Genomic DNA, 18,924 nt, shown 5'->3' on the forward strand with positions numbered 1-18,924 from the left:
TTTGTAGTTTCATGTAGTAAACTAGAGAGATAGGATATCGAAAGAGAGGGAATTGAGATGCCGACACCGAGTATGGAAGATCACATCGAACAAATCTATTTACTAATTGACCAGAAAGGTTATGCACGTGTATCGGACATCGCAGAAGCATTGTCAGTTCTTCCTTCCTCTGTTACCAAAATGGTTCAGAAACTTGATAAAGATGGTTATTTAATATACGAACGCTATAGAGGCTTAACTTTAACCGCAAAAGGCTTAAAGTTAGGAAAACGATTAGTAGAGAGACATAGCTTATTGGAGCAGTTTTTAAGACTTATTGGTGTGGATGAAGAACTAATATACAATGATGTAGAAGGAATCGAGCATCATTTGAGCTGGAATTCCATTGAATGCATTGCTGATCTCATACAAGTTTTAGAAGAGAACCCCGATTTTATTCACAAATTGGAAGAGCTAAAAGCTCATACAGGTGAATAATACATGTCATATGAAAGGAGCAAGAAATATGGCAGAATTACAATCAGGTGACGTAGTAAAATTAGTAGTAAAAGAACAACAAGAATCTAAGTATATTTTAACAAACGATGAATTAAATATTCCGTTAAATGCTTCTGAAGTAACAGAGCCGTTAAAGGTTAATGACAAAATAGAAGTGTTTTTGTATGCAGATCGTAGAGGAAATCTATCTGCAACAACAGCTATTCCGCATATTCGTAAAGACGAATATGGATGGGCACGTGTACTACATGTAAAAGATCGTGAAGGTGCTTATATGGATATCGGTACTTCAAGAGAAGTACTAGTCCCTGCTGAAGATTTACCAAAATTAAAACCGCTTTGGCCAGAACCTGGACAACACCTTTATATCACATTACGTACAGACCGTGAAGGCGGACTATTTGGTCGTCTTATTACGGAAGAAAAAGTATTAGAAATGTATGAAGATGCAGAACCAGAACTATTTAATAAGAATGTTTTGGCTCGCCCTTATCGTGTATTGCCAGTTGGAACATTCTTACTCGGTGTAGATAAACCATATCGTATTTTCGTTCATGAATCTGAACGTGAAGCAGAACCTCGTCTAGGCTCAGATGTTAATGTACGTGTTATTGAAGTAAAAGAAGATGGTACTATTAATGCTTCTATGCTTCCACGTAAATACGAACGATTATCGGATGATGCCGAGCAAATCTTTAAGTATCTTCAAGAAGTTGGCGGTAAAATGCCATTTGGTGATAAATCTTCACCTGATGAAATTAAAGAAATGTTCCATATGAGTAAAGGTGCATTTAAACGTGCATTGGGTACTTTGATGAAAGCCGATCGTATCGAACAAGAAGACGGCTGGACTGTAATTAAATAAGTGAACTAAAGAGCAAAAGGAGAAAGTTTTAGCTACTTTCAGAAACTTTTTGCTCTTTTTGACGTATTATTATTGAGGGTCTTATACGTATATTCAAAATTAATAGCAAATAGTCAGCATAAACTGTATACAAATAAGTAACAAAGGGTTTAAGGAGGAAATGAATTAATGAAAAAACAAATCTTTGCTGTGGTAGCAGCTATGTGTTTAACAACAGCAGTAGTTGCGCCAACAACAAGCTATGCGAGTACTAATTCATCGCAATCGTCAGATGAAGTCGTTAATGAAAAATTAGGTGTTCCAATCGTAGTCTACGGTGGAAGTCTATCAGAAAGCGAAAAAGCAAGCGTAAAAAATAGTTTAGGTGTTACAAATAATTCTGATATTCAAGAAATCACAATTACTGGTGCAGACATTGCCAAATATATTGAAAATGGAAATTCTAGTGCACGCCTTTATTCATCAGCTAAAATTACACCGAAAGATGCTGGTTCGGGTTTAGTCATTAATATCGTGACACCCGAGAACATTACTGAAGTAACAGCAGATATGTACTCTAACGCGATGTTAACAGCGGGCATTGAAGATGCAACTGTTGAAGTTGCAGCGCCTAAAAAAGTAACGGGTCATTCAGCGTTAGCTGGTATCTACAAAGCATACGAAGTAACAACAGGAAAAAAATTAGACAAAGATCGTACAGATGTAGCAAACCAAGAATTATCAGTTGCTACTGACATTGCCCAAAATTCTGGGGTCGATAACGAAAAAGTTAGTCAACTATTAACAGATATTAAAAAGCAAATCGCAGAACAAAACCCTGCTACAAAAGCAGACGTTGAAAAAATCGTCGATGAACAACTAAAAAAATTAGAAATCAATTTAAGCGATAAAGACCGTCAACTGTTAATCGATCTTATGGATAAAATTAGTAAACTTGATATTGACTTTAGTAAATGGTCTACACAATTGGATGATTTAAGTGGGCATATCAAAGACCAATTAGGCAAGATAAATGAAGATATAAAAAGTGATTCAGGCTTCTGGGCGAGTGTGAAAAACTTCTTCCAAAAAATAATTGATGGTATTAGTAGCATTTTTGGCTAATACTGGTTTAATAAATCCTTATGTAGCTTATGCTATGTAAGGATTTTAAATTTAAAAGTGGAAATGCTCGTTTCGCTTTTATATAACGCATCCGTAATTCTGAATCGAATGAGTTATATTGCAATTGAAATCACGGCGTAAAATACTTGAAGTAAAATTACGTCTACTATCATTACAAGAATAAAATGTGCTAAACTATATTTTAAAATATGGGGGTGTTATTAAATGGAATTTCAATTAAGTAATAGAGGTCATGAAGAATATGCTTTCGAAAATAAAAAAGATGGGCAAGTAGTAGCAGAAATTATTTGGACACAGTTAGGGGATGTCATGGTAGTAGACCACACTTATGTTGATGGTTCATTACGTGGTCAAGGCATTGCTAAGCAATTACTAGACCGAGCTGCAGCTTATGCTCGTGAAAATGAATATAAAATTGATGCGGTATGTTCATATGTTGTAAAAGCTTTTGAAACATCACACGAATATGATGATGTAAAAGCTTAGGTTTAAAAGCAGTGGTGGTTAGCTACTGTGTCCAGATAGAATAGAAGAATCTAAAATGGCTGTCTTTTAAGTATAGAAAATCACTTATAAGACGGCCTTTTTGGGGAAATGAAAAATTTTGAAACTTTTCAGAGTGAGTCACGTATAGTAAGCTATAACAATAAAATAGAGGTGATTGAGTGAAAAGAACAATTGAAATCGTATCTGGAGTTATTGGCTCATTTTTCAATATAATTGCAATTGGATTTATGGGCATTATGCTGATTTTTGTTAATGAATTCCAAAATAATACCCAAGCGCAAGATGAATTCATTGCAGAATTCGAAAAGCAATTATCAGAAGATCCACAATTTCAAGATGTAGACATGCAAAGTTTTTCTGATAGCATGCTGTCAATAATAAACTTTTTTGGACCTACTGCATGGTTTATTATTATATGCTTTATCATAAGCTTTATAGTGGGGATTATAGCTATGGTGCAAGTCGCGAGGGCAAAAGATAAAACGGCAAATTTGGCAGGAGCTATGTTTATTATTGCCGCTGTTTTTGCGGGTATTCTTTCACCTACCTCTCTCATCTATTACATTGCTGCAATTATTTGTTTCGTACGTAAGCCGAAGGTAGAAGAATCTGACTCATCTTATAGTGAACAATCTGTAATATAATACGAAAGGAGTTCTCGCTAAAGCTGTTGCTAAGGAGAACTCCTTTTTTTTTATCCAGCAAAGGTAATAACTTCGAAAGATTTTATCCCGCATTAACGGGCAGTAATACCCCCACCTCAAGATTGAGAGAAAAGCAAAGATGATAGGTGGGGGATAATGCCCGTAAAAGCCCGATTGGTTCGGTCAAACAGGATGTTGGACACTCAGTTGTTGCCACAGGACGTGGCGAAATTAAACTGAGTTCTTTTTTTGTGGGGGATGAAGAAAACCCCACTGATGGAAGTTTCACTTATTTGAATAACTTTCCTTCAACAATACCGATAATGGTATGTCGAATATCTGCAGGGAATTCATCTAAATGGAGAGTATGATCATAAATACGCTTATGCGTGATCATTGCGAGCAATGCGCCGATAATACCTACTTGAAATAGTATTAAATCGAGTTTAGGTAAACTTTCTTCATCCATTCGTTTTATAAGTTCCTGATCTGCAAAGGACATTCTATGAATGTTGGCAATATATTGTTCTGAAAGTTCTGGGTGTATAGCGGATTCATTGAATAGTATTGTATATTGTGGACGATTGTAAAAAACGTTGTCTAAAAGCTCTTCAGTCCATACATGCAAAAGTTCATGATCAGATAAATCATGGTAATGGTTTTCTTCTTGGAAATCTAACCACTTTGGTTCGACAGTTGCTAATAATAGCTCCATCTTTCCTTTAAAGTATTTATACAAAGCTGCTTCAGATACCCCAACCTCTTTTGCGATGATTGAGGTAGAAGTAGCATGGTAGCCTTTTTTATAAAAAAGGTTGCGGGCAGTTTGGACAATCTTCTCTCTTGTTAAAGTTCCTTTTGTTTGTTTATTTGAATGATGTGCCTCATTCATTGAGCATAACCACACTTCCATTAAATACATACATCGTTTCTTTTAATGATAGCAGATAAATAACATTGGCAATAGTCATAGAACTACTTAGCATTAGCATGTATTTAGTGTCGTAAGCAGTTTTTTAGTTAAACGATTGATGTAACGTATTTTATTCGAAAAGAAATAGTATTTGTGGAATAATGGTGCTAGAGAGTGATGCAAAGTGGCATGGAAAGAACAACGCTTTGAAGAACTATCGACTGAAGAATTATACAAAATTATTCAATTACGGATTAATGTCTTTGTTGTTGAACAAGAAGCTTATTATGAAGATTTAGATAATCATGACCAAAATAGTATTCATATTACATATGAAGAAGACGGTAAACTTATTGCATATGCAAGAGCCGTTCCTCCAAATGAAAAATATGAAAACATGGCATCATTTGGTCGTGCAATTGTTCTACCAGAAGCTCGTGGTACAGGTCTAGCACAAGAACTATTAAAAAGAGTCATTGCGGTAACTGATAGAGAATGGTCTGAATATGATTTGTTTATACAAGCACAGGCGTATCTTCAAAACTTTTATGGTAACTTTGGCTTTGAAGCAATTTCTGAACCATATGAGTTTGAATGCTTACCACATATTAATATGGTGTGTAAATGTGACAAATAATTATAATATCGCATGAAAATGTGTATTTTCTAAAAAATGGGGTATAGTTATTTTAGAACGGTAAAATGGGAGGGAATGATGAAGATGGCAAAAGGCAAATCTTTATTAATAGCAGGACTTGCAGCAGGTGCATATGCGTATTTTCGTAAAAAGGAAAATCGTGATAAGGCAGTAGAAGCATTTAGTTGCACAAAGAACAAACTAAATGAGTTTATAGACAAACTCTCTGATTCATCTGTTGAAGTAGCTGGAGATGCAATTAATACAACAACAGCGGATGGCTATGCAAATGCACATCATACTTATAATGATGATGATACCAAAATGATTTATGAAGGTTCTGCAACTGCAATTCATTATGAAAACGAAGAACAACATGAACATTTGAATGGTGTAAAACCACCAAATGATCAAAACTAAGAACATTAAATTCAAAAAAAGACTCAGCATAATTGCTGAGTCTTTTTACATTATATCGTTCTTTAACGATTGATAGTTACTCTTAGTTTTCTTCAGGAAGCATTGTTCCGTATTTTGCTAAGTTTGTGTGGAATAATAATGCTTTTTCTAAAACGTGAGGAGTTTGTCCACCACGTTCTTTTGCTTCTTCGAAATATGCACGAAGAACAGGTTTGAATTTAGGGTGTACACAGTTTTCAATGATAAGTTCTGCACGTTCACGAGGAGCTAAACCACGTAAGTCTGCAAGACCTTGTTCTGTTACAACAACGTCAACATCATGTTCTGAGTGATCAACGTGTGATGCGAATGGAACGACTGATGAGATTTTACCATCTTTTGCATATGATTTTGTAATGAAGATGGAAATACGAGCAGCACGAGCGAAGTCACCTGAACCACCAATACCGTTCATCATTTTTGTGCCTGATACGTGAGTAGAGTTTACGTTTCCGTAAATATCGAACTCAAGAGCTGTATTCATCGCGATTAAGCCCATACGACGAACTAATTCTGGGTGGTTCGAAATTTCTTGAGGACGTAATACAAGTTTGTCTTTGTATTTGTCTAAGTTACCGTATACAGATTCCATTTTTTCAGCTGTCAATGAAGTTGCACAACCTGAAGCAAATTTAACTTTGCCAGCATCGATTAAGTCGAATACTGCATCTTGAAGTACTTCAGAATATACTTCTAAATCTTTGAATTCAGAGTTTGCCATACCACCAAGTACAGCATTGGCAACAGAACCAACACCTGATTGAAGTGGAGCTAATGTTTCAGTTAAACGTTCTTCTTTAATCTCATTACGGAAGAAATCAAGAATGTTGTCTGCGATTTGTTGGGTTTCTGGGTCAATTGGTGTGATTGTAGTTGGTGAATCTGGTTGATCTGTAATTACAACTGCAGCCACTTTATCTAAATCTAAAGGAATACCGATTGTACCGATACGATCTGAAGCATGGATTAATGGAATTGGACCACGTTCACCTTGTGCTTCTGGTACATAGATATCGTGCATACCTTCTAGTTGCGGATAAGAAGCTAAGTTTAATTCGATAATAACTTTATCAGCATTTTGAATGTAAATAGGTGAGTTACCAACAGAAGTTGTTGGGATTAACATACCATCTTCTGTTACAGCTACTGCTTCAACAACAGCAACGTCAATTTTATTAATAGCATTTTGACGTAAATATTCAGCAGTTACTGATAAATGTTGGTCAACAAATAGCATATCTGCTTTGTTAATATGACCACGCATTGTACGATCTAGTTGGAATGGTAAGCGTTTGTTAACGATACCGGCATCAGACATTAAAGCATCAATGTCTGAACCTAAAGAAGCACCTGTGAATACATTTACTTTAAAGTCTTCTGATTTTGCACGTTCTACTAGTGCCATAGGGATAGCTTTCGCATCACCAGCGCGAGTGAATCCACTTAGGCCAAGTGTCATTCCATCTTTAATGATTAGGGCAGCTTCATCAGCTGACATTACTTTTTTTGCAAGTTCGGAATTACGAAGTCTTTCTTCTATTTTTACTGTCACGGAAATCTCTCCTTCTATTTAACGGAAAATTTTATATCAATTCTGTAAAAAGATTCTACTTGGAGTATAAGTTATTAGAATAATTATATAACCAATTTTAATATTATCACCGAATTGTCACATTTTGTTTATAAGCGCATGAAAGGGTTTAAAAAACGAATCAGGTAGAAATTTGTCGAGTAAAAGAGAAAAGGAGTTGTACCAAAATAGTTTTGGTCAACTCCTTTATAATATCAGCAGAAATTATTCCTAGAATCCTAAAGAGCGGCGGAAATAACTTGCATAGCGTTGGCTAACAGGAATTCGTGTGCCGTCCTTCATAATTAGTAGGAATGTAGAATGTGAATCTGGTTGAATTTCTTCGATAAAGTCAATGTTCACGATATATGAACGGTGGCATCGAATAAAAGTATCAGGAGATAAGAATAACTCAAGATCACTTAAATTTAAACGATGGTAACCTTCTTTTTGCATAGTTTTGACGAATGTTTTACGAAGTTGAGTTTCTAAATAAATGACTTCATTATGTTTTACTGGGTACCAACAGTCGTCAATTTTAATCGTGATGTAATTTGTTAAGAAAGGAGATGGTTTTTGTGGGAATATTGCTGTGATGGCACCCTTTGTTTCCCCTTCTTCCATTAATGGAATACTCATTCCATAATAAGGAATACCGAATACTTCAGGCTCAATGAAAGAATTTATTTTTTGTCCATAGTCAATTGCTTTTTGAGTTGCAGAACCTTCTGGTATTTCGTCACCGGGTTTTATCTTCAAGTCAATTTTCTTACTTGGTTGATAATATAAATATTTTTTTGTATCTGAAATAACGATTGAAGTGTTATCAGGGAAGAATTCCTTTATAACTTGTATCAATTCCTCGATAGATCGTGGATCCATTAATTCCTACCTCGTTTCTTTCCATTCTTAAAAGTTCTTTCACAACATATTACTATAGATTAATTATTAAATTAAGTATAGCTAATAATTGTATAGGTTCATACATAAAATGTGACAGAATTTGTCCATATTAATACTATAGTTTGATACATTCCAAAAATAAAGATAAATATTTCATAAAGAACATATTTTTAATTTTTCATTTATTTGATAAAAATAATACTTTTTTTGCATAAAATCCATTTTCCAATTGTATATTTATTGAGAATAAGGTCCCATTACAAAAATACGTAAAATTTATTTATATCTGGGTAATAAAACTATTTTCATATTACCATTTTCGTTATATAGTAAGAATAATGTAATAAAAAAGTATGTGACTTTATAGAAAGATGGGGAGTTTATGCTACAACAACAATATTCCATTTCAGAGGCTATTTCTAAAAGGTATTTCCAAGAAATTGAGACGATGAATCACTACGAGGGCATAGAGAGATTCTTCGATATTGAGGCTCAATTATTGCGAGAAGTATATCAATTGGAAGCAAAAGCTGCGAAAGATTCGTTGCGCGAATTACTTGATATATTATCAGTGCGTTCGGGAAAACAGTTTTTTAGAGCAATCAGACATTATTTTGTTATCTTATCATCCGTTGTTACAAGAAAATTGATTGAGAATCAAGCGCCATCTAAGAAAGTTTTTGCTTTTAATGTTGCATGCGTAGAGATGATTGACGATCGCTTAAATGATGCAGAATATTTACAATTTGCAGATGAATTAATTGAATTCTACATTTATGTCATCTCAGAAAGAAAACAACCTTCATATAAGCACCAAACAGTCAATAAAGTTATTATGTACATCGATGATGAGGTTGAAACAGATCTATCAGTAGAAGATATTGCACTGTACTTTTCTATTAGTACAAGTCACTTATCTCGTATTTTTAAAGAACATGTAGGTATTACATTAGTAGAGTACTTAAATGTTCGTAGAGTAGAAGAATCTCAATATTATTTGCGACATACTAATAAAAGTATTTCTGATATTTCGGAACAGTTTCATTTCTGCAACCAAAGCTACTATACTCGCATCTTTAAAAAATACGTTGGCATCACACCAAAGCACTTTAGAGATCGTCCAGATTACGAATATTTTCGCTTCCAATTACCTGAAAGACTTTTATAATGAAAATAATTACATATAATTTATGCTTTGCATGACTTTGATTTGATTAGTATCCTTTAAATAATGTATACTTCAATATAGCTTGAGAAATTGTAGGTGAAAATATTGAAGAAGAAACTTGGGTTAATCTCGATGCTTGGTTTAGTGCCATTTGTGCTAGCTGGCTGTGATTCAGTGAAGAACCAAGAAGGCTTTTTTTATAGTACTTTTGTAAAACCAATGGAGTTCCTGTTAGATTTCATCGGTAATGATGTATTTGCCGGTAATTACGGTGCAGCTATTATCACAATAACTGTTCTTGTTCGTTTAATATTGATGCCATTCATGCTTAAAAACTATAAGAATCAACAAGGCATGAAAGAAAAAATGGATAAATTGAAGCCAGAAATGGACGAAATCCAAAAGAAATTAAAAGCAGCAAAAACAAAAGAAGAACAAATGGCATTGCAACAAGAAATGATGGGCTTGTATAAAAAGCATAATGTCAACCCTATGAATATGGGCTGTCTTCCTGTTCTTATTCAAATGCCGATTATCATGGGCTTGTATTATTCGATTTTGTATTCTAGTGAAGTTCAAGCGCATCACTTCTTATGGTTTAAACTAGGTCAACCAGATGTTGTGATGACGATAATTGCTGGTATAGTTTATTTTGTCCAAGCACAAGTATCATTATGGACGGTACCGGAGCAACAAAAAGGTCAAATGAAGATGATGATGTACATTTCACCAATTATGATTATGTTCATCTCGTACTCTAGTATGGCGGCATTACCACTATACTGGTCAGTCAGTGGTGCCCTTTTAATTTTCCAAACATACCTAGGCCGTAAATTCTATTCAAAACACCCTGAAAAAGCAGTAAAAGAAGCTGCAAATGCACCAGTAGAGAATAGAAAACTAACGCCAGCAGAAAAACAAGCTGCAAAATCAACGAAGAATAAACCAAAAAAATAGGTTTAAACTAAATCGGGGCAAACTTTGTCTCGATTTTTTATTTTAAAGATTACAAGCCCTAATAAGGGAAAAAAGCCTACCTGTCGTGTGGAGCTGGATAAGGAGGATTATTACATGAACTTAAAAATAATATCAGGTGTACTTGTAACGATTACGAGTATACTTGCCGTCTTTTTTGTCATTAAACAAAACTTTAACCTAGCTGTTCTGTTCATATCACTAATGTTTACCATTACAAATACATTCCGTGCAAAAGATATGGCAAGACAAGGTTATGAGAAAGAAGCAAAATGGATGAAAGCTATGGCAACTTTTTTCGGAATTGCTACTCTAGTTGTATTAGTTATGATTATTTTTTAGTATAAAACGGTATCAATGCATCTTGATGTATGATATCGTTTTTTTGTATAGTTAAGTGACCGTAGTATTGGTTATTTGATTTTTGTATTTTATAGATATAGAAATAATGTTTATGTTAAAAGTTTGATAGAGGTGTATAAAAGTGAGTAAAAAAAAATATTATAGATTTCCAATTGCTCTCGCATCGATTGTTGCTATTTCTGGTAGTCTATTAGCAGGTTGTGGTGGTCAAAAAACGGAAGACCATCCTACTAAAAACGAACAAAAAGCAGTGACACATGATACGACTGCTGCTACAACTACTGAGAAGGAGCAAAAGGTGGATGCGGGCGGTTATATAGAGGATCAAAAGTTGCCTAAGAAAGCGACGTATATTCAAGGTATTCTGGTGGCTAGTAAACAATATCCATTACCAGCTGATTTTGCACCAGGAGAAAATGTTGAAGCCCGTGAAGCTTTTGAAGAGTTAAATGCAGCAGCTTTATTAGATGGCTTTAAATTTAATGCCTTTAGTACATATCGCTCTTATGATAGACAAGTAGAGTTGTATGATGCATATGTGAAACGGGATGGTAAAAAAGCTGCCGATACTTACAGTGCACGTCCGGGGTATTCTGAACATCAAACAGGCTTAGCTTTTGATATTGGAGAAGTTGGAAGCGAAGAAGATTTTGCTGACAATAAATTTGGAGATACCGAAGCGGGCAAATGGATTGCAAAAAATGCCCATAATTATGGTTTTATCATGCGTTACCCAGAGGGGAAAGAAGATAAAACAGGTTATATGCACGAATCTTGGCATTTCCGTTATGTTGGCAAAAAGATTGCTACAGAAATTTATGAAAAAAATGAAACATTAGAAGAGTATTTAGGCATTAGTAAATAATGATGATAATGAAAAAGCTTAAAGTACGGAAATCATTACGTACTTTAAGCTTTTTGTTTTATATCCGATTAAACGGGTTCTATACTAATTTTCTGGTATATGTGAAAAACAAAGGTGAACGTGTAATTGTTCATGCAGATTTTCCTATTCTTTTATAGAATCGGAGAAAGTAAGCGAGAAATTGACTCTTTCATTTTAATAATGCGTGAACGGTTTGCATATAATTCTGGTGTAAGTTCGGTTGATAATAACATATCTTCTTCAAACAGTTCTGCTAGTTGATGTGAAGTGTCACGGTGGTATATGAATGCATTTACCTCAAAGTTAAGTTTAAAGCTACGGAAATCAATATTTGCTGTACCGACAGTAGATGCTTCATCATCGATGACAATCATCTTTGTATGCAAAAAACCATTTTCGTAAATATAAATTTTAGCTCCTGCATTAATCAATTGACCAACATAAGAATACGTTGCCCAATAAACAAACATATGATCAGGTTTATTAGGAATCATGATTCGAACATCAATTCCTGATAAGCAAGCAATACGAACGGCATCCATAAAACTATCGTCTGGAATAAAATATGGTGTTTGAATATAGATATATTTTTTCGCCATACCAATTAATTTTAGATAACCATTTTTAATTTGTTCCCATTCAGAATCTGGGCCACTTGATACGATCTGTATACCGACTTCACCCTTACGAGCAATAGTAGGAAAGTAATGATCAGAGTACTGAATATCTTTTGTATTAGAAGCTTGGTTCCAATCCAATAGAAAGCGTGTTTGCATTGGGTGAACTGAACTACCTTCAATTCGTAAATGTGTATCTCGCCAATAGCCAAACCTTTTTTTTAAGCCTAGATACTCATCACCTACATTAAATCCACCGATATAACCGATACGTCCATCAACAATGACAAGTTTACGGTGATTTCGATAGTTCATACGAGGGTTAATAAGAGGAAGTATAGAAGGAAAGAAGACCTCTACTTCTCCACCGGCTTCTATTAGTTCTTTGAATTGTTTTTTATGTACACCCCTTGAACCCATTTCATCATATAAAAGGCGAACTTTCACACCTTGTTTCGCTTTTTTTATCAATGATTGTAAAATGCGTGTACCTAAATGATCCAGCTTAAAGATGTAGTACTGAATATGAATATGGTGTTTTGCAGCATCAATATCTTTTATTAGTTTTTTGAATTTATCTCTACCATCACTATAAATCATGATTTCATTATCTTGTGTAAGTACTGCGTGATTTGTTGTTAAATTCATGTAGATTAAATCTTCATAGTGTGCTGCATCATCTAATCGATAGTCAAAAGTACCTTCACGGATGGCATCCATTTGATAATCAATTAGTTTATCAATCCCTATTTTCTTTCGGCCTTCCCATCGGAAGAGATGTTTTTTACGAAGCTGGCGTCCTAACAGTAAGTACAAAATAAATCCTACAACAGGTAAAAAGAATAGTACAAGAATCCAAGCCCATGTGGAACTAGGATCTTTTCTTTCTAAAAAAATAATAATGGCAGCAAGGAAAATATTTAAAACCAAACTTGTGGAAATACTTATAGATAATAAAGCGGCCGTATCCATTTATTCACCTTCTTCCATAATCTTTTCTTAAGTATAACGTATATAACAGTTATTAAGAAAGAATTACAAGCATTACTACATATTAATAGAAATTTAATTTTTTTGTTGTAATTAAAAACCTACTTGACCAATAGGATTTATTAGTATAATCTAATAATTGTATTTTTTATAGAAAATTAATTAGGGGGAAATATTATGAATATATTTTTGATTGTTCTCAATGTAGTAGTTTTTGTAATGCTCATTGGTTTACTCATAATGATGAATAAAAAACATGTTTCATTTTCTAAACGAGTATTCACAGGTTTAGGGCTGGGTATTGTTTTCGGCTTAATATTACATTTCACATACGGACCAACATCAGAAATCGTCATGAAATCTGTAGATTGGTTTAGCATTGCAGGTTCAGGATATGTAAAACTTCTACAGATGGTAGCAATGCCATTAGTATTTATTTCAATTATTTCAGCATTTACTAAAGTGGTAGTAGGTAAAAGCTTTGGCAAAATGGCAACGCTTATTTTGTTTATGTTAGTAGGGACTACAGCAATTGCTGCATCTGTCGGAATTGCTTCAGCATTAGGATTCCATTTAGATGCAACTCAACTTGTGCAAGGTGATGCAGAACATGCACGTGCAGCTGAAATCGTTCAAAAAACACAAGACATGGGCGATAAAACAATGCCTCAACAAATATTAGACTTATTGCCAGCAAATCCATTTTTAGATTTAACTGGTGCTCGATCATCATCAACAATTGCTGTTGTTATTTTCGCAGCGTTTTTAGGTTTCGCATATTTAGGAGTAAGACGAAAAGATGAAAAAACTGCAGACTTGATTAAAACTGGTATTGATGCAATTTATGCACTTGTGATGCAAGTTGTTAAAATTGTCTTACGATTGACTCCATTCGGTATTTTAGCAATTATGACCTCAACGATTGCTACATCAGATTTCGGTGCGATTTACAATTTAGGTAAATTTGTTATAGCTTCATATGTGGCACTAGCAGTAATGTTTGTAGTTCATATGATTATCATTGCATTAACAGGTATGAGCCCAATCACTTATATTAAGAAAGTAGCTCCTACATTATTATTTGCATTTACTTCTCGTTCAAGTGCAGGTACATTACCACTTAATATTCAAACTCAAACAAAACGTTTGGGTGTTTCTGAAGGTATCGCAAACTTTGCAGGATCTTTTGGTGTTTCAATTGGTCAAAATGGTTGTGCTGGGGTGTATCCCGCAATGCTAGCTATTATGATTGCTCCAAGTGCTGGCATTAATCCATTAGATCCAGGATTTATCGCAACGTTAATCCTTGTGGTAGCAATCAGTTCATTTGGTGTTGCAGGTGTTGGTGGCGGTGCAACTTTCGCAGCCATTATTGTACTTTCCTCTATGAACCTACCAGTAGCTTTAGCGGGTGTATTAATCTCTGTTGAACCGCTGATTGATATGGGGCGTACAGCACTAAATGTTAATGATGCTATGGTTGCAGGTGTTACAACTGCTCGTATTACAGGAGAATTAGACAAAGATGTTTATAACTCTAAAGAAGCTCAAGATTTAGCTGAAATTTAATCGGATACGAAAGCCCCCGTTCCTATTGGCGAAAAGGAGCGAGGGCTTTTTGCTGAAAATAAGACTATTATATTTGATCTGCTTTTTGGCAAAGCATGTCGTATGTTTGATTTATAAATTTTTTGTAAGGGGTATCGATAAATGGTGCAATAAAATCAACGCCTTTTTTTGCTTCCTCCAATGCTTTAGAGAGATGTCCTTTTTGTTCATAGCAAAGAGCTTTATAAGAATAGACTTCTGCAAGCATTGATAAATCATAAGGATGATGCAAATAGGGAGGGACTTCTTTAAATTTTTCTAATTCTTGTAGGGCTTCATCAATAAGGGATAAATAATATAAATTCTTTCCTTTTTCAAAAAGGTAGAAATAGGTTGTATTTATAAAATCTTCAACCTCAAGTTTGGCATACTGTTCAAGTATTTTAGATGCTCTTTCGTAATCGTGTGCAAAAGAATTATAGTAATGAATTTGTATTAGGAACATGTAAGAGTACGATAGTTTGTCCTCAGCAAAAGTAGCATATTGTTCTAATTTATTGAAATAATAGGTTCGATCATCATCATCACCATCCATTATTGCTTGATAACAGGCAACACGATAAATATCATCTATTTTATAAAATAATCGATTTTTCTTCGATAATTGTAATCCTTTTTGTAAATAGTCTATTCCCTTTTTGCGTTCACCTATTCCTAAATAAGTTACAGCAATATAGTAGAGCAAATCCAGTGTTGTGATCGTATCGATCATATAGTGTTTGGATTTTGCCTCTTCCTCAGTAGCTAATCCTACATTTAAAGCCTGTTCATAATTATGATCATTAAAATAAATCGAAAATCGGAGAATCCCCATTTTCATCCATTCATTCATCATGTTCATCTCTTTGAACATAGCTAGACCTCTCTCTAAACTTTGTTCCCAGTTGTCCATTTTTAAATCAGACAGCACATCCGCATAGTAAAATAATAATTTTCCCGACTCATAACAAACTGGTAATTCCTCTATATACGGTTTTATTAAATGGGCAATTTCGAGACGTGGACCATCTTCAAAGTTTGTATTGTCATTATAAATCTCTTCGACTTTCTCTAATGTTTTACGCAATTCCACAACACTTACTTCTTCTAATAAAGAACTAACGTCAACCTGTAGTTGGTCAGCTATATATTGTAAGGTTTCCATAGAAGGGTTTGCTTTATCATTTTCAATAAGACTTAACATACCTTTTGTAATATGATTACCAGCAAGTGCTGCCAAGGTCATTTTTTTTTGTTTTCGTAATGTACGTATTCTGTTGCCAAGAGTATCCATGGAAACACCTCTTTTCTTTTGTTTAATTATATTAAACTTTCGCTTGCAAAGGAAGCCTTATGCATGATATTATTTGTTTAATAAAATTAAACTTTTTAATCGGATTAAACAATAAGAAGGAGTGGAGAGAGAAATGGAAGAGGCATTAAGGTTGAAAAAAGCGACATATCACTTATGGACATTTACAATTAGCAAGATTATTTCAATATTAGGTTCCAATGTGTTAGCATTTGGCATTAGTCTTTACATTTTGAAAATGACGGGTTCTGCTACAAGTTTTGCGGTTAATTTGATTTGTTCGATTTTGCCACGCGTCATTTTGTCATCAATAGCAGGCTCATTAGCTGATCGATATTCGAAAAAGGTGATTATCTTAACGTCACAAGCTGTTACTGTATTGTTAATGGGTGGGTTATTAATATATGGTTATATATCTGGAATTACCGTTACATCTATTTACGTAGTAACCGCACTTTATGCAATAACTTCTACGTTTAACAGTGTAACTTTTTCATCATCCATTGCTTGTTTAGTAAATGAGGAACGAATTCAAAAAGCGATGTCATTTAACCAAATGTCCATGTCAATCGCTGCAATAGGAGGCCCGGCAATTGGTGGTATGATGTATGGTTTTGTTTCCATTGAAGTCTTTTTAATGGTGCATATGGTAGCATATTTGCTTGCGTTCTTATTAGAAGCAACAATGGACTTCAAGCTATATAGTAAAAAAGGAGATGAAACGGAAGTAGAAACTGGAATGTTCCAAAGTTTAAAAGAGGGCTTCCAATATGCAAAATCAAAGAAAGCAGTTTCCACAATACTATTGGTTGCTTTATGGGTTAATTTCTTTTTCTCAGTACTCAGTGTTGGCGGTACATTTATCTTAGTCGAAGTGTTGAAGATAAAATCCCAGCATGTAGGTGTAATTCAATCAGCTGGGGCTGTTGGAATGTTAGTTACTTCAATTTTTCTTTCTACAAGAAAACAGGCAAAATATCCTTTATTACAATCTAAACGATTTATTTTATTGATGGCTATAACATTAGGTTTAACAGCAATTCCTTTATGGATAGCCTTTACCTATAGTGTAAACGTAACTTTTTATATTATGATTTTCTTTAGTTTTTCGGTGTTTGGAGTCTTTGTGAATACTCCAATCGGTGTCATGATGCAAACTGAAGTGGAAGAGTCCTATCGAGGTCGAGTGCTTGGAATATTGGAGGCAATGGCAATGGGGATGATGCCTTTAGGAACAATTATCTTTGGCATATTATTTGATCATGTCGAACCACAATGGATTTTATTGGGATCTTGTATCGCATTATTAGCAATTACATCATATATGATGCGTTCATCAATCATAAAACAAATTTATCCTGAATTGACAGACGCTAAAACGGACTTAAAAGAAAAAGTTCAGCACACATAAAGAATGCTGAACTGTCATTAGAACATTACGCTTCGTTTTGCTGGCGTAATGTTTTTTTGCTTGATTTGAATAGTAAAAGAATAAGGATACTTAATAATGCTAATGTACCTGAAATTTCATATACGACATTTGCTTGTTTTGTTAAGATCCATGTAAAGAATAATGGTCCAATGATGCGCCCCATGTTATCCATGGAATAGGCAAGACCAGCTGCAGTTCCGTATTTCCCACCAGCTTCTTTAGAAGAAAGGGAAGTATTTAATGTACGTGCTAATGCATTTCCTGCGGTGAATACGCAAAGTGCAAGACCAGCAAATGCTAAACTTTTTGTAAATGGGAACATGAATAAGCCGAGTGCAGTAACGACTTGCGCACCAATAAGCCATTTAACCTCTGTACCATCCTTAATATGGCGTACAAGACCACCTTGAATCATGAAATCTACAAATCCACTAAATAGGAATAGAGAACCTAATTGTGTAGCTGTGATGTTAATCTTATCCATTTGGAATAATTGCAGTGTGGATTCTACACCAGCAAGTAAAAACGTCACCAAAAAGGAGAAGAAGAATAAATAACGTACACGATATTTAAATAGTGTAGAAGCACCTTTTGGGACAATAGATCGTTTTTGTGTATCTGCATGACGTTCTGGTTCCTTTAAAACGATCATTGCATAGATGAATAGTAGGAAGATTAAAATACTTGAAACTGTAAATGGTGTACTTAAACTTATTTTTCCTAGTAAACCTCCTAATGCAGGCCCAAAGATAAAACCAAGACCAATTGACATCCCCATAAAGCCCATATACTTATTGCGATTTTCCTCTGTAGACATATCACCTATAAATCCAGTAACTGCAGTATATAAAGCACCTGAGAATAACCCACCGATAATTCGGGAAATATAAAGCATTGTTAATGATTTCATAAATAATGAAATCATTAAGAAGCTAACACAGAATCCGAGTAGCCCTATTAAAATTAGTTTTTTTCGTCCCATTTTGTCGCTTAACATTCCCCAGAAAGGAGCAGTAAAGAAACTTGCAAGAGAGTAAATTGTTAACAAGCCACCAACATGCATTTTAGCAAAACCTTGTTGAACAACCACCTCTGGCAAAATGGGGATAATTAAGCCAAATCCTAGGTACACAAAAAATTGAACTGACATCAACAAGATGATGGATTTTTTCATAATAACCCTGCTTTCTGTATACGAATGTAATCAAATACAGTTTACCCTTGAGCGAGTGAAGTAACACACAATAAAAAGAAGGGGGCAAACTTAAAATATGTTTTATACGAATAGTATAGAACGAAAGATAGTTTAATACTAAAGTTTTATATTTGGCAAATAGAAAGTGTCAAAAATGAAACGTTGTAGCGAAAATTGTATATCTAAATATGCCCATTTCAAGTTATTCTTATTTCAATTGGGTCTCGACAATGATACAGTTTCGCTATTTAGTCGTTATTATTCACTCAATATTGAGG

The 18,924-nt window shown here is 34.4% G+C and carries 19 protein-coding genes; 13 read left to right on the top strand and 6 right to left on the bottom strand.

Annotated features, from left to right (window positions below; translation table 11 throughout):
- Positions 1–57: 57 nt before the first annotated feature.
- From mntR to ACIQ4I_RS17425, 5 genes are all read left to right on the top strand, one after another.
- Complete coding sequence (mntR, locus tag ACIQ4I_RS17405) at positions 58–477, top strand: transcriptional regulator MntR (RefSeq protein ID WP_403098293.1); 420 nt, start codon at positions 58–60, stop codon at positions 475–477.
- Positions 478–505: 28 nt separating this feature from the next.
- Positions 506–1,363, top strand: coding sequence for a CvfB family protein (locus ACIQ4I_RS17410; protein ID WP_403098295.1), 858 nt, complete (start codon positions 506–508; stop codon positions 1,361–1,363).
- Positions 1,364–1,531: 168 nt separating this feature from the next.
- On the top strand, positions 1,532–2,467 hold the full coding sequence (locus ACIQ4I_RS17415) for a DUF1002 domain-containing protein (protein WP_403098296.1): 936 nt from the start codon (positions 1,532–1,534) through the stop codon (positions 2,465–2,467).
- 225 nt (positions 2,468–2,692) lie between these two features.
- On the top strand, positions 2,693–2,974 hold the full coding sequence (locus tag ACIQ4I_RS17420; protein WP_403098298.1) for a GNAT family N-acetyltransferase: 282 nt from the start codon (positions 2,693–2,695) through the stop codon (positions 2,972–2,974).
- Between the two features lie 179 nt (positions 2,975–3,153).
- Positions 3,154–3,639 (top strand): DUF4064 domain-containing protein, encoded by a 486-nt coding sequence (locus ACIQ4I_RS17425; protein WP_403098300.1) that lies wholly within the window; start codon positions 3,154–3,156, stop codon positions 3,637–3,639.
- Positions 3,640–3,928: 289 nt separating this feature from the next.
- Here ACIQ4I_RS17425 and ACIQ4I_RS17430 read toward each other — a convergent pair whose 3' ends face one another.
- Positions 3,929–4,531, bottom strand: a complete 603-nt coding sequence (locus tag ACIQ4I_RS17430; RefSeq protein ID WP_403098302.1) for a TetR/AcrR family transcriptional regulator — start codon at positions 4,529–4,531, stop codon at positions 3,929–3,931.
- Between the two features lie 205 nt (positions 4,532–4,736).
- Between ACIQ4I_RS17430 and ACIQ4I_RS17435 the strand changes: the two genes are divergently transcribed.
- Both ACIQ4I_RS17435 and ACIQ4I_RS17440 read left to right on the top strand, forming a co-directional pair.
- Positions 4,737–5,189, top strand: a complete 453-nt coding sequence (locus ACIQ4I_RS17435; protein ID WP_403098304.1) for a GNAT family N-acetyltransferase — start codon at positions 4,737–4,739, stop codon at positions 5,187–5,189.
- Between the two features lie 84 nt (positions 5,190–5,273).
- The gene (locus ACIQ4I_RS17440; RefSeq protein ID WP_397536384.1) at positions 5,274–5,609 is read left to right on the top strand and encodes a hypothetical protein; all 336 of its coding nucleotides are present in this window, start codon (positions 5,274–5,276) and stop codon (positions 5,607–5,609) included.
- Between the two features lie 82 nt (positions 5,610–5,691).
- Here ACIQ4I_RS17440 and scpC read toward each other — a convergent pair whose 3' ends face one another.
- Both scpC and ACIQ4I_RS17450 read right to left on the bottom strand, forming a co-directional pair.
- Positions 5,692–7,200 carry a succinyl-CoA:acetate CoA-transferase ScpC gene (gene scpC, locus ACIQ4I_RS17445; protein WP_403098306.1) on the bottom strand — a complete coding sequence of 503 codons (1,509 nt, stop codon included), beginning with the start codon at positions 7,198–7,200 and terminating at the stop codon, positions 5,692–5,694.
- Positions 7,201–7,449: 249 nt separating this feature from the next.
- Positions 7,450–8,100, bottom strand: coding sequence for a LytTR family DNA-binding domain-containing protein (locus tag ACIQ4I_RS17450; RefSeq protein ID WP_397536383.1), 651 nt, complete (start codon positions 8,098–8,100; stop codon positions 7,450–7,452).
- A 403-nt stretch (positions 8,101–8,503) separates the two neighbouring features.
- On the opposite strand from ACIQ4I_RS17450, the gene ACIQ4I_RS17455 reads away from it, so the two are divergent.
- From ACIQ4I_RS17455 to ACIQ4I_RS17470, 4 genes are all read left to right on the top strand, one after another.
- Positions 8,504–9,289, top strand: coding sequence for an AraC family transcriptional regulator (locus tag ACIQ4I_RS17455; protein ID WP_397536382.1), 786 nt, complete (start codon positions 8,504–8,506; stop codon positions 9,287–9,289).
- A 105-nt stretch (positions 9,290–9,394) separates the two neighbouring features.
- Positions 9,395–10,246 carry a membrane protein insertase YidC gene (gene yidC, locus ACIQ4I_RS17460; protein ID WP_403098309.1) on the top strand — a complete coding sequence of 284 codons (852 nt, stop codon included), beginning with the start codon at positions 9,395–9,397 and terminating at the stop codon, positions 10,244–10,246.
- 114 nt (positions 10,247–10,360) lie between these two features.
- Positions 10,361–10,606, top strand: coding sequence for a hypothetical protein (locus tag ACIQ4I_RS17465; RefSeq protein ID WP_403098310.1), 246 nt, complete (start codon positions 10,361–10,363; stop codon positions 10,604–10,606).
- Between the two features lie 142 nt (positions 10,607–10,748).
- Positions 10,749–11,492, top strand: a complete 744-nt coding sequence (locus ACIQ4I_RS17470; RefSeq protein WP_403098312.1) for a M15 family metallopeptidase — start codon at positions 10,749–10,751, stop codon at positions 11,490–11,492.
- 152 nt (positions 11,493–11,644) lie between these two features.
- Here the strand turns inward: ACIQ4I_RS17470 and cls are convergent, their stop codons facing one another.
- Positions 11,645–13,102: a cardiolipin synthase gene (gene cls, locus ACIQ4I_RS17475; RefSeq protein ID WP_403098314.1), complete on the bottom strand. Its 1,458-nt coding sequence runs from the start codon at positions 13,100–13,102 to the stop codon at positions 11,645–11,647.
- Positions 13,103–13,297: 195 nt separating this feature from the next.
- Here cls and ACIQ4I_RS17480 point away from each other — a divergent pair, with 195 nt between their 5' ends.
- Entirely contained in the window at positions 13,298–14,689 is a 1,392-nt protein-coding gene (locus tag ACIQ4I_RS17480; protein ID WP_403098316.1) for an L-cystine transporter, read from the top strand.
- Positions 14,690–14,756: 67 nt separating this feature from the next.
- Here ACIQ4I_RS17480 and ACIQ4I_RS17485 read toward each other — a convergent pair whose 3' ends face one another.
- On the bottom strand, positions 14,757–16,001 hold the full coding sequence (locus ACIQ4I_RS17485) for a helix-turn-helix domain-containing protein (protein ID WP_403098318.1): 1,245 nt from the start codon (positions 15,999–16,001) through the stop codon (positions 14,757–14,759).
- A 133-nt stretch (positions 16,002–16,134) separates the two neighbouring features.
- Between ACIQ4I_RS17485 and ACIQ4I_RS17490 the strand changes: the two genes are divergently transcribed.
- Entirely contained in the window at positions 16,135–17,430 is a 1,296-nt protein-coding gene (locus ACIQ4I_RS17490) for an MFS transporter (protein ID WP_403098320.1), read from the top strand.
- 25 nt (positions 17,431–17,455) lie between these two features.
- Here the strand turns inward: ACIQ4I_RS17490 and ACIQ4I_RS17495 are convergent, their stop codons facing one another.
- Positions 17,456–18,625, bottom strand: a complete 1,170-nt coding sequence (locus ACIQ4I_RS17495) for an MFS transporter (RefSeq protein ID WP_403098322.1) — start codon at positions 18,623–18,625, stop codon at positions 17,456–17,458.
- Positions 18,626–18,924 lie beyond the last annotated feature (299 nt).

The organism is Rummeliibacillus sp. NPDC094406 (assembly GCF_044763875.1).
Classification (GTDB): domain Bacteria; phylum Bacillota; class Bacilli; order Bacillales_A; family Planococcaceae; genus Rummeliibacillus.